At 43.5% G+C, this 16,631-nt stretch carries 9 protein-coding genes; 1 reads left to right on the forward strand and 8 read right to left on the reverse strand.

The window, feature by feature from the left end; all coding sequences use genetic code 11:
- Positions 1–86 precede the first annotated feature (86 nt).
- From AC1RM2_RS31945 to AC1RM2_RS31965, 5 genes are all read right to left on the reverse strand, one after another.
- Positions 87–1,292, reverse strand: a complete 1,206-nt coding sequence (locus AC1RM2_RS31945) for an endo-1,4-beta-xylanase (RefSeq protein ID WP_492989178.1) — start codon at positions 1,290–1,292, stop codon at positions 87–89.
- 78 nt (positions 1,293–1,370) lie between these two features.
- Entirely contained in the window at positions 1,371–2,225 is an 855-nt protein-coding gene (locus AC1RM2_RS31950; protein WP_492989179.1) for a sialate O-acetylesterase, read from the reverse strand.
- Positions 2,226–2,239: 14 nt separating this feature from the next.
- Positions 2,240–4,213 (reverse strand): alpha/beta hydrolase-fold protein, encoded by a 1,974-nt coding sequence (locus AC1RM2_RS31955; protein ID WP_492989180.1) that lies wholly within the window; start codon positions 4,211–4,213, stop codon positions 2,240–2,242.
- A gap of 31 nt (positions 4,214–4,244) precedes the next feature.
- Positions 4,245–5,519 carry a family 8 glycosyl hydrolase gene (locus AC1RM2_RS31960; RefSeq protein WP_492989181.1) on the reverse strand — a complete coding sequence of 425 codons (1,275 nt, stop codon included), beginning with the start codon at positions 5,517–5,519 and terminating at the stop codon, positions 4,245–4,247.
- A gap of 69 nt (positions 5,520–5,588) precedes the next feature.
- The gene (locus AC1RM2_RS31965) at positions 5,589–7,538 is read right to left on the reverse strand and encodes a family 43 glycosylhydrolase (protein ID WP_492989182.1); all 1,950 of its coding nucleotides are present in this window, start codon (positions 7,536–7,538) and stop codon (positions 5,589–5,591) included.
- 619 nt (positions 7,539–8,157) lie between these two features.
- On the opposite strand from AC1RM2_RS31965, the gene AC1RM2_RS31970 reads away from it, so the two are divergent.
- Positions 8,158–12,294, forward strand: coding sequence for a hybrid sensor histidine kinase/response regulator transcription factor (locus AC1RM2_RS31970; protein WP_492989183.1), 4,137 nt, complete (start codon positions 8,158–8,160; stop codon positions 12,292–12,294).
- A 95-nt stretch (positions 12,295–12,389) separates the two neighbouring features.
- On the opposite strand, the gene AC1RM2_RS31975 is transcribed toward AC1RM2_RS31970, so the two are convergent.
- From AC1RM2_RS31975 to AC1RM2_RS31985, 3 genes are all read right to left on the reverse strand, one after another.
- The gene (locus AC1RM2_RS31975) at positions 12,390–13,733 is read right to left on the reverse strand and encodes a family 43 glycosylhydrolase (RefSeq protein WP_492989184.1); all 1,344 of its coding nucleotides are present in this window, start codon (positions 13,731–13,733) and stop codon (positions 12,390–12,392) included.
- Positions 13,734–13,888: 155 nt separating this feature from the next.
- Positions 13,889–15,451, reverse strand: coding sequence for a glycoside hydrolase family 43 protein (locus AC1RM2_RS31980; protein ID WP_492989185.1), 1,563 nt, complete (start codon positions 15,449–15,451; stop codon positions 13,889–13,891).
- Positions 15,452–15,484: 33 nt separating this feature from the next.
- Positions 15,485–16,612 carry an alpha/beta hydrolase-fold protein gene (locus tag AC1RM2_RS31985; RefSeq protein WP_492989186.1) on the reverse strand — a complete coding sequence of 376 codons (1,128 nt, stop codon included), beginning with the start codon at positions 16,610–16,612 and terminating at the stop codon, positions 15,485–15,487.
- Positions 16,613–16,631 lie beyond the last annotated feature (19 nt).

Raw genomic sequence — 16,631 nt, forward strand, 5'->3', positions numbered from 1 at the left:
AACTGCCTGCAAGGTTTGCGTTTGCGCCCCACATCGCTTTGCTAATTCCACATGGTATCCTGCAATGAGGCAAAAGCTGCCTCGGTTTAAAAACCCACTACAGACCAGTAGGCTTTTTTGCGTTGCCGGTTTTCATCAAACAATAAGGGATAGGCTTTTTTAACCATGCGTGGCGTGTTGCCGCCTGCGGCGGCTCCGCCCATTAGTCCTCCGCCTCTCTGGTCAAGCCAGCTGTACCGGTCAGATACATTCCAGAATGTAACGTTTGTTATAAACCTTTTATACTGCCGGAAAATATCGAAAGCCATTTTGTATTGCGCTATTTGTTTGGCTTCCAATTCTGGTGTATAACCAGGGTCAGGTACGGGCGGCGTTGTAGCCCCCGGCGCAGGGTTTGGTTGTGGCAAACGTATAGTAATATCCAATTCGGTAAATTGTACCTTTAAACCTAAGGAGGTTACTTCATCCAAAGCTTTACGTAATTCGCCGGGCGATGGATCGTTCAATTTCCAATGCGCCTGCATGCCCACCCCATCAATCGGTACATGGTCCTCAACCAATTTTTTTAACAATTTATATATCTTCTCCCTTTTTACCGGGTGCTCGCTATTATAATCATTATAGTAAAGCTTGGCCTGCGGATCGGCTTCATGTGCATATCTAAAGGCTGCTTCAATAAAACCGGGCCCATTGCATATGTTGTACCAGTTGCTTTTACGATATATCTGCGTGGTATCATCGCTGTCGTCAACGGCCTCGTTAACCACATCCCAGGCATAAATTTTACCCCTATATCTTCCTGCTACGGCAAAAATATGATCCTTCAAACGTTGTAACAGTAATTCTTTTGTAACCGGCTCTCCGTTTGGGCCCTTAAACATCCAAGCGGCTTCCTGGTTGTGCCAGCATAGGTTGTGCCCACGTATTTTAATATGGTGACTTATTGCATAATCAACAATTTTGTCGGCATTTTTCCAATTATAAACGTTTTCTGAGGGATGTATCGGGCCCATCTTCATATCGTTCTCGGGTGTTAGGCTGTTAAATTCTTTGACAATTAATGCAGAATCAGGGCCATGCAAGGAAGCTATGTTAGCGGCTACACCAATAGGGAAATAGTTTTTATAATAATCTTTTAAACCCTTATTTGGACCATCAGCGGTAGTACCTGTCTTGAATGATGAAGCCACCTGGTGTTTTGGTGTACATTGAACAAATGACATAATAATAAAGGCAATCGCCGGGAGCAGGAAGCCCCGGTCAGTTTTTTTATTAACAGTAGAAAAATTCATTGGTTATTAGTGGTTTTAATTGATAGTGGTTAACTGTTTATACTTCACTAATCGTTGTTTATCCTAAACTGATGAAGGTTAATGAATGGCAGCATCTGGAAACTTGTAACCTAATAATGAAAGCATAGCCTCGCCATATCGTTTGCCTAACAACCTGTACCCTGCTGCATTAAAATGCAGGTGATCGGGAGAACTGGTGCAACCCGCTGATGAAATAACGTATGAGTTGGCAACTGTATGTGGCAGGGTGGCGATAATTTTATTCATCGCGGCGCAAGCACCGCCCTGGTCGGCATTTACCAATTCGCCTGCAAGTAAAGGCACTTTTTTAGGTTTCAGTTTTAAATCCCTGATTAAATTATCATAAATCCCTTTTACTTTTTTTGTCCATAGCGTATCATTTGGATTTGATTCTCCCTGGTGTAACAAAACGCCTTTAATTACGCCATACTTTTGAGCTAACGTGGCCAGTTCAATCAACCTTGCATATGGATTACCGCCATATTCGGCGGCTATACCTTTCATCCAGCCGGGGGCCGTTGCAAGGTATGATTGATAAGTGTCCTTTTCAAAAACCTCGATTTTGGCACCGGCGACAGAAACATTGATAATGCCTATCCGTATCTTTTCAGGAAGATTCGCCACCAAAGTCCGGCCGAAATAATCTGCCGGGGTTAAGCCAGTTGTGCACCGCGCCAGTGGCGGTACAGCTGTGTACCAATTATCTTTTATCCTGCCTCTGACGCCGCAATCAACAGCCTGCAACACCTGAAGCCTGCTATCAACAGCGATAGTATCCTGGGCCTCAACTCTTGCATTACCTTCCATATTTGATTGACCGAAGCAAATAAATATGTAAAAATTCTTGTCTTGCGAAAAGCTTTTCAGGCTCAACAACGTAAGGCATGTTGCAGCTATCAATCTAAGCTTCATTTTCATAAATAATTTCAATTCTTGAATATCAGGCTTGCAAACTGGTTTAAGGAACGCCTCCAGGATTGCCACTCATGCGCAGTGCCCGGCGATTCGTAAAACACATGTTTAATGCCGGCCTTTTCAAGTGCTTCGTGAAAACCCTTTACTGTGGTTTGCATTCTTTCCGGCTCGGTAGTTCCAACACTTAAATAAAGCACGTTAAGTTTTTTGTTAAAAGCATTGGCATCAGCAAATACACCGTTATACATTTTGGTTATATCGGTACCTGGCTGCATGAAGGCGGCACCGCTAAAACCTCCCACGAAGGCAAACTTATCGAGGTTGGTCATGGTGGTCTGCAAAGTTTGAAACCCTCCCATTGAAAGCCCTGCCATAGCACGATGATCGCGGTCGGTAAGCGTCCTGAATTTTGCATCAACCATCGGGATAATTTCCTTTACAAGCACATCCGGAAAAACATTACCTGCCATACTCATTCCACGGGCGTTAGTAGTAACCGGTTGGGTTGGGTCAGTAGCATAACCCCTATCCATAACAACTATCATCGGCGTTGCCTGTTTCCCGGCTATTAGGTTATCCAATATAAAGTTCATTTTACCTTGTGTGGGCCAGCCGGTTTCGTCTTCGCCCGAGCCATGTTGTAAGTAAAGCACCGGAAATCTTTTGCCGGTTTGCGTATCATAACCAGGAGGTGTATACACGTTTGCCCGCCTCCATGCCTTTGTGATGTTTGAGTAATAGATTATGGAACGCACCTCTCCATGCGGCACATCTTTGATCGTATAAAAATCACCATCCGGATCAGGAATATCAATCCCGCTTGCCATTCTTCCCATCCCATAAAATGTCTGACTTGATGGGTCCACAACTGCAACGTCGTCAATTATCAGGGAATAGTAATGAAACCCCAATACAATGGGATCGGTAGTTACCGTCCAATACCCCCCGGTATCTTTGGTCATTGGATACTTTTTCAACAAGTCAATTTGCACACTCTGTGCCTTCGGGGCCTTTACACGAAAAAAAACTGTATTGTCTGGAAATATTTGCGGGTACTGTACCCCCGGTATATTAGTTGGCGCCGGTATACCTACTTCATTATAAGCATATTGTGAAAATATTGAGGCATCTACCGGCTTAAAAAGCATTTGTGAAAACATATATAAGCCATTTTTCCAAACCTTAAAGTTATGCACACCCGGCTCGATATAATAGACATGCGGCACGCTCATCTCTGCCAGGTAATCATGGGTACGTTTGCTAAATGCAATTAGCCCGTCGCTTGATCCGCATGATATCCAAAGTAACTTCAGCTTTCTTTTTGCCTCGTCGGGATTAGGGACCAATTCTTCAGGCTTTTTAGTATTGGGGGCCGAAGAAAAGCCGCCTACCCATGAAAATACGTCAAGGTTTCCCAAGCCAAAATTTAATGATTGCCCGCCTCCCATCGAAAGGCCGGCCACTGCCCTATGGTCCTTATCGGTATATACCCGGTATTTACTATCAATAAATGGTATCAGATCGTTCAACAAATCTTTTTCAAAAACGGCAAAACCTTGTACCTTATCGGGTGCCATGATATTTCCTGTCGCGCGGTCGTCCTTTAAAGCCCTGCCGTTCGGTAACACTACTATCATGGGCACAATTTTGCCTTCGGCATATAGATTATCCAATATAACCTGGGGGCTACCACCGTTATACCATTCTTTTTCATCGCCACCTATGCCATGCAAAAGATACAACACGGGGTATTTTTTACTTTTAGAGTATCCTGGCGGGGTGTAAAGAAGCGCACGCCGGGCATTACCCACGGTTTTTGATTGATAAGTAATGGTATCAATTTTGCCATGCGGAATATCTGCACGAAACACATCGAAACCTGCCCGCGCCTGGTGAATTATATCTTGTGAATAAGCCGGTATGGTAAATAAAACAAAGGCGCATACCGCAAACAAAATTTGCCTAATATGTTGTAATATATTCATCGTTAATACTGTTGACAGGTAAATTAATTTATCAATTGGTTTGTGGTTGTATAAGCTGGTATTTGCCGCTGAGATGCATCAGGCTGAATAAATACAACAAGCCATCATAATATGGATCGAAATATCCATCTGCATAAGGTTCAAGTTTAGCGTTCCAGAGAGGCCGCACAAAATCGTATTTTGTATTGTCGGTTATCATGAGCGAGGCCGCGGCAGAGGTAGCTACCAATCCCAAAGAATGCCGTAACTTTTTTACTCCTCCTGCCGGAAGAATAAAGGCAGGCGTTGATCCATCTGTATTAAACTGATCATCAAAATCATTGATTCCCTTCGATCGTAAAAAGTTTTGAAAGCGTGTTGCATAATCCTGCTGCCACTTTTTGTCTTTCCCAAACCACACATAATCCATTGCGATATTCATCGGTACGCGCCAGGAGTCGAAACGAAAAGCCGACGGCATTCGCCTGCCACCGAGTGACTTGCCATTAAAATCGGTATTATCGGGATTAAGTGCTGTAACGGGGTCACAAGCCCTGTGTAAAAACACTCTCGCAGTATCTGCACAATCCCGGTAAAATTGTTCATGACCGTCTTTTGCATAAAGCGCCCATACCTCGTAAAATGCAGGCAGATGATAGGACGGATCTGTCCATCCATACCCGCCACCTTCGGGTACAAAGGATATTTGTTTAGCAGCAATATTTATTAAAGGATGAACATTTGCGGCACCTTCTTTTTTCCACATGGCATCAAGTATCCGCCTGGCCTCCGCATAATAATTAATGCCTGTACTGTTTCCCCACTTATTAGATGCAAAAAGCAGGTCGGTTACATAGTATAGTTCTCCATCAGATGCAGAACCCTCTGAGTTATGCTTCATGGTTTGCGGATTAATGCTCCAGGCAAAATATCCCTCGCTTGGCCCGTTCTGGTGTTGAAGATACTTTTTTGACCATCTCCATATGCGGTCGAAGACATCTTTTTTATTAAGCTGCACAGCGATCATCATACCATATGAAAGGCCCTCTGTTCTGGCATCGTGGTTTTTCACATCAGACACGTAGGCCATTGAATCGCCTACCTCGAAATAAACCTTGTTGGGGCCTTCAAACACATCATGATAGGCCTTGGCTACCTTTATGTTGATATCGCCCTTGCTATATCCCGCTTCATGAAAAAGATCAGGATAAACACCAGAAGCAACAGCCCCTTTACCTGGCATTTTTTTGGAAGCTTTGTGGTTTTGGCTATTTGCCAAAGCAGGCAGCAAAGCAATCATTACATACAATAACACTAATTTTTGCATACTTAAGTCGTAGTTAAATAAAGATTTTGTCTTACTAATTTTCATATTGGGTCAATAACTAAAGTCATCCTATTTACCAGGAAACCTTATGCTTTTAATAAAGATGCTTTGCGGAACACCTGCAGGATACCGCACAAAAACATCATGTTGCCCGGTAACATTTTTAAGTTGTTTGCTGAATATTTTATAATTACCGCTGCCTGTAGCGTTTAGCGGTATTGTAGCTATCAATTTACCGTTCTGAAGATCATCAAGCCATATTTGAAGCTTGCCCGTACGTTTTGACGAAGCAAGTACCTGGACTGAAGATGGCGACTGATTTCCAAGTTCCACACCAGATATCATAAACCATCCACCGTACGCCGATGTATTGGTTACCATTTTATTAACAGTTGCTATTCCATAGTAATTACTATAGCCTGCTGCCGGTAAGGACGAGGAACCGTCTTTGCAAATAAAGCAGTCAAAGTCCGCCGGCTTTCCTTCGGCAAATAACCCTACACTTGTACCTACCCATGAATTAAAATTTGGCTGGGTTTCATCAAGTTTAACTGCGTTAATTGGCCTGCCTAAAGAAACCCAGGTTTTTCCGTCGCCGCTATAATATCCGGTTAGTTCGTGGCCGTTTCTTTCCAGTTTCAGCCAAACTACGTTTCCGAAGATGTTCGGCACGCTCCTACTGGCCGTATCCATTGTAAAAACAATTTTCCTTCCGTTGTTGTAACCGCTGTAAAGCCTCACCACTACGGCCTGGTTTCCGTTAGTAAGGTAAATGCCAGCACTGGTACCGTCATTGGTTGCCCGCAGGTCAACCTTTGTAACAACGGAATAATAGTGGTCTGTTTCTTTTTGAACAAGATGGGTACAGGCAGTATCGGGTGTAAGCCTTATCCATCCCCTCCGGGCGGTAAGCGAGTAAGATGCTGATGCTTTTTTGGTGAGGAAGTGCCAGTTAAGACTTAATACACTGCGGTCAAAATAATCTGTCGTTACACTCGTCCATGAAATACCTGACTGTGGTAGGTTTGGTTTCGGGACAGGCAAGGTGGTTGGTGCCATACCCCATGGCCTGTCGCCCTCCCAGGTTACGGGATAAAGAGCGGTTTGGCGCTCGGTACCAGACCAGTCGTCGCCGTCGTACTTTTCATAGCTTTGCCCGATGGTCCACCAGGTGCCGTCGGCTAATTGAACGGGAGCTGAAATATGGTTAGGGCGGTGAAAACCTGCCTTATTATCAGTAACCGGTTTAAAAAAATTACCCAGTCTTTCCCACTTTGTCGAATCGCCGGTCAATTCTTTTCCTCTTAAAACATATTGTCCGCCCGTAACATCCCCAGCCGGGAAGTAATAATAATAGCCATTGCGTTTACACATTACCGGCCCCTCTGCCCAGCTATATTGTAGCCTGGCGTTTACCCAGTCGAGATTTATCACATGATCTGTTAATTGGCCATCCCTGCCCAAGGCTTGTAAACGATTAACTTTTTGACCGTTTTTTATGACCATGTAAGGTTTTCCGTCATCATCCACAAAAATGGAGTTGTCATAACCAAGGTTACCTGTTTCGGGGTTAGACTTTACTTGTACAGGAGCAGACCATGGCCCTTTAGGAGAACTTGCCTTACAAAACCACTGCCCGCCGGCCGAAAAGTAGATCCAGTAGGAGCCGTAAAAGTAGGTTATGGCACCCTGCCAGATACCCACTGAAGGCCTATCGGTAACCCAGGCTGCCTTTGATGATGGCAGCACCCTGCTTATTACCTCCCAATGAACAAGGTCTTTTGAGTGATAAATGGGCAGGTAGGGGTTAAAATGAAAGGAAGAGCCGCAATGATAAAAATCATCTCCTACCTTAAGTAAGGTGGGGTCCGGGTGATCGCCAGGTAACACGGGGTTCACATAGGTGTTAACTGTTTGATAAAACCGAGAGGAATCTGGTATTTTTTCCTGGCCGTTTACCAACAAAACTGATTGCGTGAAGATGAAGACAAGGCCCGTAAGCCGGATTAGTTGGTGCATGATATTAGATAATTCAGATTGTGCCCGGGCGTTTTAAATTGAAGCGTTGGTTCACAGATTGGTTTGTTCATCTGGCGATTTAAGCATTCAACGTTGTGAAACCAACATTTGTTAAATCAACTCTGACCAAAAGTATTTTGAAAACAGAACTTGATGTGCCACAAATGTTGAATTAATCAACACTTTGGTTGAAATAACTACCCATTTACGACACCTGTGCCTTAATCAGGCAAGGCAACAGCAAAACTCTAAATCATTTGACTGCCTAATATTTCATTTCTGCATTGGAAAGTAAATTGTGATACCGGAGGTTTATCAGCAATAAACGGCCGCCTCAAGTTGCTACAAATTAAGAGGCTTTACCTGGATGTTTTACGTTACCAATTCAAATATGCAAGTAAATATTGCACCGGGCATTCAGGTTAAAATCGCTATTTTTTTATTTATGCAATCGATTGCTTTTTATTAATTTATAGTTTATATTTACGTTGTGTGATTTTCACCAAACACTTGTTTGAAGTTGCACCTTTATAAACCTCCTATTTTTGAAAATGAAATTATTAGTACACCATCTGCGGATAAAGCGGGACGCTGTACAAATTTTTTAAACAGTACCGGAATGTTAAACTCCCTATTACTACTTAAGCGAGCTGCGGTTACACGATTATTCTTAATTGTATTCACAGCATCAATCCTTATCACTATACAATGCCAGGGGCAGTCTTTACGATTTACCGTACTTACATCTCACGATGGTTTGCTGTCAAACACGATTAATGCAATCATTAAGGATCGTTACGGCTTTTTGTGGTTTGCAACGGCGGATGGGCTGGACAGATTTGACGGTTTAGAACATAAGCCGTATCGCTTTGACCCTGCGGACAAATCGGGCTTTCGCTCCAGGGAAGTTACAAGTATGTACGAGGATGAGGCGGGGCAGTTTTGGGTAGGTACCATGGGGGGCGGCCTATATTACCTTGACCGTTCTCAAGATCAGTTCCGAAATTACAAGGAGAGTTCTGCATCCGGACATCTCGCAAACAGCTATATCAAATCTATCTACGGTGATACGCACAGCCGCCTTTGGATTGGTATGTTAGGAGGCCTGTGCGTGCTCGACCCTAAAACAAAAAAAGAGGTATTTTACAAAACCGATGAGCAAAAACCCGGACAGCTACACTCGGGTATTATATTATCCATCTTTCAGGACAGTCAGCGCCGGATGTGGATAGGGACAGGTAAAGGCCTTTATCTTTATAATGAACCATCAAACAGCTTCATTGCCTTTATGCACAAAAAAGACGACCCTGCAAGTATACCGGGCGACGCGATAAATACCATAGCCGAATTTCAGCATAAATTATGGATAGGCACTGACGATGGCTTAAGCACCCTATCAGCAGATTTAAAAACCTTTACAAGTTTCAAATACAGCCCTGATGATGATAGTACCCTTAGCGGTAACCTTATATATAGCATGGCTGCGGATGGCAATAAAATATGGGTAGGTACCGAAGGCGGTTTGGATATTTTAGATCCAATAACCGGAAAGGTAAAACGTTACAATCATGACGATAGGGATAAATACAGCGTAAGCAGTAAATCCATCCGTTGTATTTATAAAGACCCTGATGGCATTTACTGGCTTGGCACTTACCAGGGTGGCGTGGATAAGTATGACAAAAACCTTACTTTATTTAATTCAAAGCAAAACAATGCCTATGATCCTGCCGGGTTAAGCGCGCCATTTGTTTCGTCATTTGCCGAGAATAAGGACGGGGACTTGTTTGTTGGCACAGATGGCGGAGGCTTGAATCTTTTTCATGTCAAGAGCGGATTGTTCAGTCATATTCCTATTAAATCAAAAACAAGCAGTAACTCGGCCGGGCTTCCTATATTAACCATGATGCTTGACCGCAATCAACAACTTTGGATAGGCACGTTCCAGGATGGTTTGTTCATTTACAATACAAAAACAGGCGCGTACCAACAGTTAAATGCAGGAAATGATAATGCCCACATAAACCACAACGAAATTTTTTGTTTAAAGGAAGACAGTAAAGGCCGGGTATGGATAGGGACCAATGGCGGTGGCGTTAATGTATTTGACCCTGGCACAAAAACCTTTTTTAAATATACGTCAACTCCTGCCACTGCCGGCGAACGTAATTTGCCTGTAAATGGTTATATCAGAGCTATTGACGAGGACCGCGACGGAAACATTTGGATTGGCACCTATGGCAGCGGGATAGCAGTATTAAATCCCGCAACTCAAAAGTTCCGGGTGTATAATAATAAGATTACCGGAATGGCTATTGATCGTCCGTTTTCGCTGTTGCAGGACCATAAAGGCAACATGTGGATTGGCACTGCCGGAGATGGGCTATTTTGCTTTAACCTCGACCATAAAAAATTTGTCAATTACTCCGCCCCAAATGAATTGCCAGATGGCGTAGTACATAAACTACTGGAGGATTATAGCGGCAACATATGGTTAAGTACTGATAAAGGAATATGCACGCTTAACGCGGCATCTAAAAAGTTCACTCATTATTCCACCTACAATGGCTTACAAAACGATGCGTTCATCGATGGATCGGGACTGCGTACAAGTAAGGGGCTGCTTTTCTTCGGCGGAGCGAAGGGCTTTAATTATATTGACCCGCAGCAGGACGTAAAACTCAACAACAATACTCCCCCGGTATTTTTAACCGACCTTAAAGTAAATAATAACGTTGTATTACCAGGCAGCCACTCGCCGCTTAAACAAGATATTTCGGTAGCAAACCAAATTGACCTGGATTATAAGGAAAACTTTTCAATCAGTTATTCTGCCATTAATTACACGCTTCCCCAGCAGAGCAGGTATACCTACATGCTTAAATCGTTCAATAAAACCTGGAATTATGTAGGTTCGGCTACAACCGCGTATTACACCAATTTAGATCCTGGCGAATACCTTTTTGTTGTGCGGGCTTGCAATAACGACGGGATATGGAATAACTCAGGTGCCCAAATTCGTATTATAATTCATCCACCAATATGGATGACCTGGTACGCCTATTTGTTATACGCCCTGATGGCGTCGGGCTCGTTACTGTTCATCCGCCATAGGGGGATAAAGAAATTAAAAGGGAAACTGGCGCTGGAACAGGAAAGAAGGGAAGCAGAACGATTGCATGAACTTGATGCGCTCAAAATTAAATTTCTTACTAACCTGAGCCACGAGTTTCGCACACCAATCTCGCTTATCATGGCGCCTGCAGATAAGCTATTGGCAGAACATAAGGATGAACAAACTACAGGCCAACTGGCCGTGATACGGCGCAATGCGCGGCGCTTGTTAAATTTGGTTAACCAGCTTTTAGATTTCCGCAAGTTAGAAGAACAAGAATTAAAGCTTAACCTCACCGAAGGCGAAATATTTTCATTTGTATGCGATGTTGTTGATTCCTTTCATGATCTGTCAGAATCGCGAAGCATCACCTTTAATTTTAAAGCACCCGCCGAAAAATTGTTCGTTCGATTTGATCACGATAAGGTAGAACGCATTTTATTTAACCTGCTCTCCAACGCATTTAAATTTACACCACCCGGTGGGACGGTTTCTGTTGATGTTATTCAGCATCCTACGCCGCACATCGATAAAACTACTTTGGAATTTAAAATAAGTGACACCGGTATCGGCATCAACCCGGACAGAAAACACCTGATATTTAAGCGGTTTTACCAGGCAGGGGAAACTAACACCGCAAACGTAAATCCGGGAAGTGGAATCGGTTTGTCAATTACTAAAGAGTTTGTTGAAATGCACGGTGGCACCATTACTGTTGAAAGCGAATTAGGAAGAGGTTCAGATTTTAGCGTGAGGATCCCTCTTGAAGTTTTTGCTGAGCGGTCAATGCAAGTTCAACTTCCTGGTAAAACAGATATTAAGGAAAAAGAGCTCCGTACAAAAAGAAATATTGCCCAGGCAATTACAGACATGCCGTTACTGCTTATTGTGGAAGATAATGATGAGTTTCGCTTTTACATTAAAGACCATTTAATGACACAATATAAAATTGTTGAGGCTTCAAATGGTATAGAGGGCTGGGATAAGGCGCTATCATGTCATCCTGATTTAATCATTAGCGATATAACCATGCCATTTATGAATGGTATTACGCTGAGCAGGAAAATAAAAGCCGATAAACGTACCAGCCACATTCCGTTTATAATGCTTACCGCCTGCACACGCGAAGACGAGCAGTTAAGAGGGCTTGAATCGGGGGCGAATGATTACCTGACCAAACCTTTTAATTTTGAAATTTTAAATGTCAAAATTAAAAATCTGTTGCAGCTTAATACCATGCTTAAAAACACCTACAAAAAGCAATTGACGGTCATTCACCCCGATATAGCGGTTGAATCGGGCAGGGAGAAATTTTTAAACAAGGTGATCAATTACATAGATAACAACTTAAATAACCCGAAATTTTCTGTTGTGGACCTTAGCGAACATCTGGCAATGAGCCGGGGAGCGCTTTACACAAAAATATTTGAGCTTACCGGGCTTCCCCCGGTTGAATTTATCCGCTCATATAAGCTTGACCGTGCTGCGATATTGCTTCTAAAGAGCGATCTGACAGTTACTCAAATAGCCTATGAGGCAGGTTTTGCGACACCGCATTATTTCTCCCGGTCATTTAAGGAAAAGTTTAACATGCTGCCCTCCGATTACAGAAAAGCAGAAAATAACAGCGTGTTGGTATAGGACAAAACCCCGTGCATTATTAAAAACATCAACCTATGCTCATAAAATTCGCGCGGCACTGATAGTTTTATCCCTAAACTTTCGGTAAGAAAAGTTTATTTGAAGCTTATCCAGTCAACTTCTACTTGGCCGCTGCCTTCTGTTTGCACAATAATGTTTTTGACGCCTACAGGCATCGATATCAATGCTTTTTTAACAACACTCCAGTTGTTACCCTTTGGTACAATAACTTTTGCTATAACCTTGTCCGGGTTATCTTCTGTACTAATTAATAAAGTTCCGCCGGTTGCCGAAAAGGCGTTTACACTAACCTGTGCTGCTGTTTGTTTGCCAAAAAACACACTGTTATATTTTATCCATGAGTTGGCTTTATTGAAAATCGCTTTCCAGCCTTTGAATTTGTTTAGCGTGTCTATAAACTCCACCTCTACTCCGTCCGCGCTTTTGGCGCTATACCTATCTACCTGTATTTTTTTTGCTGAGGCGGTTACGCCAATGCCACGTAATGTAGGGATGACCTTACGGATAGTGCCATCTTCATTAAAAAATAAACTATCGGCCCGTACAGCCCGGTTTTTATCAAAGGCTGGCGATAAGTCGTCATTATGATAAAATAAGTACCATTGATTTTTAAATTCGATAATCGATTGATGGTTTGTCCAGCAACCCGAAGCTGATTCGTCCATGAGCACGCCGGCGTATTTAAAAGGCCCTAAAGGGCTATCTGACATAGCATATTCAAGCCGTTCTGTTTTATCTGCCACATGCGGATAAGTCATGTAGTAAATACCTTTTCGTTCAAATAAATAAGGCCCTTCCTTTAATCCCTTATCAGGGAAACCATCAAGTTTTATCGGCTCTGATGCCAGTTCAAGCATGTTAGCTTTGAGTTTTGCGCCGTACAAGTTTCCTTGGGCCCAGTAAATATATGCCTGTCCGTCCTTATCAATTTGCACATTCGGGTCTATACCATGAACCCCGGCTATGGGCAACGGTTGCGGAACAAATGGGCCGTAAGGTTTATCGGCCATTGCAACACCGATTGAAAAGCCTTTGGCGCCGCCAGGTTTTGCAGGTGCCGGGAAATAAAAATAATATTTCCCGGCCCGCTCAATACAGTCAGGAGCCCACATGCTATAAGCTGCCGAGTCGGCCCAGGGCACTTTATTTTGGCTTACAATTACGCCGTGATCCGTCCAATCGGTTAGGTTGGCTGACGAGAACACATGATAATCCTGCATGCAAAACCAGCCAGCCCGGCCATGTCCGGGCGTGGCGGGAATGTCGTGTGAGGGGTAAAGGTATATCTTATCATTAAAAACACGTACCGAAGGATCGGCGGTAAACTGGTTTTGTATAAGGGGGTTTTGTGCCATTAAACAATTGAACCATAAGATAGATACAATCAGCGCAGCGCATTTCTTAAAATTCTTCATCATTTACAAGATAGTGCTGCAAGGTAAAGCGATTACTCATTTCAAAATAACACTGATTAATACAATTGCAACACTGGTGTTTATAATCAGATAAATGGGGCATTTTGCGTTGCATGAAACACGTGCCTGCTTTAAACAACCGGATTAATGCTGAATGCCTATTTATCGCCCAACCGAAAATAATCGAAATCGGCATATCCGCCGGTAACTTTTGTGGCGTAGTTAAAAAGACCAAACCGGTAGCCCATAAAATGCGGAATAGTATACGCCATTTGAAGCGTGGTGCCAATGGAAATCCAATTATTTTCGTCGAGGCTATAATAAAAATACGCTTTGTCGGTCCTATCCTTAAAATCACACGCGGCCTTTAAATACACCCGGTTTTGGGCCAATGGAATAGTTGCCGACTCTGCCGGCGAACCGCCCTGCGCATTTACCATAACGATAAACTTATTCCCGTTTTCGACCTTTACGCCCACCCATCCAAATTTTTGCTGTAGCAATGCAAGGCCGGCGCAATCACCATCTTTAAGCCCGGATACATCAATAGCTGTAATGGCCGAACATTCAGGGCCAAACGTGCGCTGTGTAAGCGTATTTCTCGCCGTAATTAAAGTGGTATCAAGCCTACCCGTTGTTAGCCTAAGGTATCCCTTACGCTGACTTAGCGACCATAATTGATTAACAGGATTATGGTTCCATTGCCAAACCAGGGGTAAATCGCGTTCACCGCGCCTGCGGTTAAACTCATCCGATGAGATGATACCCGGCATTAGCGATTTATTTGCCAGTAGCGTGACGGTATCGGGCACCTGATGATTTATACCCAATACAGGCCAGCCAGCCTCCCATTTTACCGGCACCAGGTAAGGCACCCTGCCGACTGAACCAAAATCGCGGAAAAGATAGGCAAACCACCGGCCGTTTGGTGTATTTACCAAACCACCCTGGGCTACGCCTTTGTCTTGCAATGCCAGGCGGCCTTCATATGGGCCGGTAATATGATCTGCCCGGTGAATAAGAACACTTCGCATTCCGCCACGCGGCCATGAAATATTGAACAGGTAATATTTCCCCTTGATTTTAAACATCTGCGAGCCTTCTGCCGGCAATCCTAAATTCGGCCCGGCAGCCAGACTGGCGTTCTCTATCAGCACCTGTGGCTTTGCGTCAGGTTTTAAGCCGGACAGATCATCGTTCAATTGCGCCAACATGATACGCCCGCTTCCATAAATCATATAAACTTTACCATCATCATCAAAAAACAAGGAGTGGTCATGCAGGCTTGGTTTAAAGGATAACGCCTTCCACGGGCCTTTTTCAATATTATGAGTGGTATAAATATAAGTTTTGCCGGTATTGCCCGCAAAGGTAGATACATAATAAATGCCATTGTGATAGCGCAGGCTGCTTGCCCACGAACCCCGCCCATAGCTCCTCTTGCCATTGTTTAGGTTTAGGTCATCGGTATCATCCAAAATATCATATGCGTAGCTTACAATTTTCCAGTTAACTAAATCTTTAGACTTCATGATTGGCACCCCGGGGCTCATATGCATCGTAGTGCTACTCATGTAATAAGTGTTGCCTACCCTGATTATTGACATATCAGGCACATCTGCATAAATAATTGGATTATGAGCCGTTTGTGCAAAAGGCGAGGATGTAGCCAACAAAAAAAAAGTGAATCCCAGAAAAAGGTTATTGAAAGTTCTACTCATTGTCGGTTTGTTCTGTTAAATAAACAAGGCAGCTCAATCTTTAAACAGCAGCGGCGCAAGTTCTTTCAGGCTGCGGCGCCAGGTTAGAAACTCATGGGCAGTATTCTCTGAAATAAAAGATACAGCGTTGTAGCCTGCTTCCTTTAATGCAGCCGCAGCATTATTTACGCCAGCAGGATTTTCCTTGCTACCGCAACTTATAAAAATAAGTTTAGCCTTAGGTTTGTCTTTTAATTCAGCGGGCGTATAAATACCCCCGCTTAAAAGACCATAATAGGCAAATTCATCGGGCTTGGCAAGTGTTATTAAATGCGTTTCCATGCCGCCCATTGATAACCCTGCCATAGCGCGGTGTGCCCTATCGGCAACCGTACGGAAATTGGCATCCACAAAAGGCACTAATTCATCTGTTAACACAGTTTCAAAAGCATCTATCTTAAAATCCCTTAAGCCACCCGGCTTCATTTTAATATCGTTAGTCATGCCATAGGTCATCACTATAATAAAAGGTTTTATTTTGCCTTCAGCAATCAGGTTATCCATGATCAGGTTGGCATGCCCCTGGTTGCTCCATGCGGTCTCGTCTTCGCCCCAGCCATGTTGTAAATACAACACGGGGTATTTCTTCGATCTTTCCTTGTCATAACCCGGAGGTGTGTAAACGAAGGCCCTCCGCTGCGTATTTGTGCTTTTTGAAGGAAAAAGTATTTGTTGCACATTGCCGTGAGGCACATCCTTTAAGGCATAAAAGTCCTGGTCATGAGCAGGTATTTCTATACCGCTTTCCCAACGGGTGGAGCCGTAATAATTCAACGTGCCCGGGTCATTAAAAATACCTCCATCAGTTATTAAATGGTAGTAATGGAAACCTTCGTCCATTGGCCCTTCCGTTGTGCCCGAAAAATATCCGTCGGTACCTTTCACCAGCTTAGTCCCGCCTCTTCCGCCCAGGCCTAAGGTAACCCTTATGCTGTCGGCGTTTGTTGCTTTTATACGAAAACGTGCATACCCTTGCGAATTAACCTGGGGATATTCCTGGCCTGGCTGGTTAAGGCTGGAAGACCGGAAATCTTCTTTGATCTCGCCTGTGCCGGTTTGAGCCTTACAAAAGCTATCCGACAGGCAGGCCGTTAATAAAATAATTAAACATTTAAAATTCATATCTCCATAATTTAAGTTT

The organism is Mucilaginibacter sp. GW822-FHT03E02, from assembly GCF_058801545.1.

Bases quoted from the DNA above. Each gene is read 5' to 3' on its own strand.
- AC1RM2_RS31955 (WP_492989180.1), bottom strand. From the start codon at position 4,213: ATGAATATATTACAACATATTAGGCAAATTTTGTTTGCGGTATGCGCC.
- AC1RM2_RS31985 (WP_492989186.1), bottom strand. From the start codon at position 16,612: ATGAATTTTAAATGTTTAATTATTTTATTAACGGCCTGCCTGTCGGAT.
- AC1RM2_RS31945 (WP_492989178.1), bottom strand. From the start codon at position 1,292: ATGAATTTTTCTACTGTTAATAAAAAAACTGACCGGGGCTTCCTGCTC.
- AC1RM2_RS31975 (WP_492989184.1), bottom strand. From the start codon at position 13,733: ATGATGAAGAATTTTAAGAAATGCGCTGCGCTGATTGTATCTATCTTA.
- AC1RM2_RS31970 (WP_492989183.1), top strand. From the start codon at position 8,158: ATGTTAAACTCCCTATTACTACTTAAGCGAGCTGCGGTTACACGATTA.
- AC1RM2_RS31980 (WP_492989185.1), bottom strand. From the start codon at position 15,451: ATGAGTAGAACTTTCAATAACCTTTTTCTGGGATTCACTTTTTTTTTG.
- AC1RM2_RS31960 (WP_492989181.1), bottom strand. From the start codon at position 5,519: ATGCAAAAATTAGTGTTATTGTATGTAATGATTGCTTTGCTGCCTGCT.
- AC1RM2_RS31950 (WP_492989179.1), bottom strand. From the start codon at position 2,225: ATGAAGCTTAGATTGATAGCTGCAACATGCCTTACGTTGTTGAGCCTG.
- AC1RM2_RS31965 (WP_492989182.1), bottom strand. From the start codon at position 7,538: ATGCACCAACTAATCCGGCTTACGGGCCTTGTCTTCATCTTCACGCAA.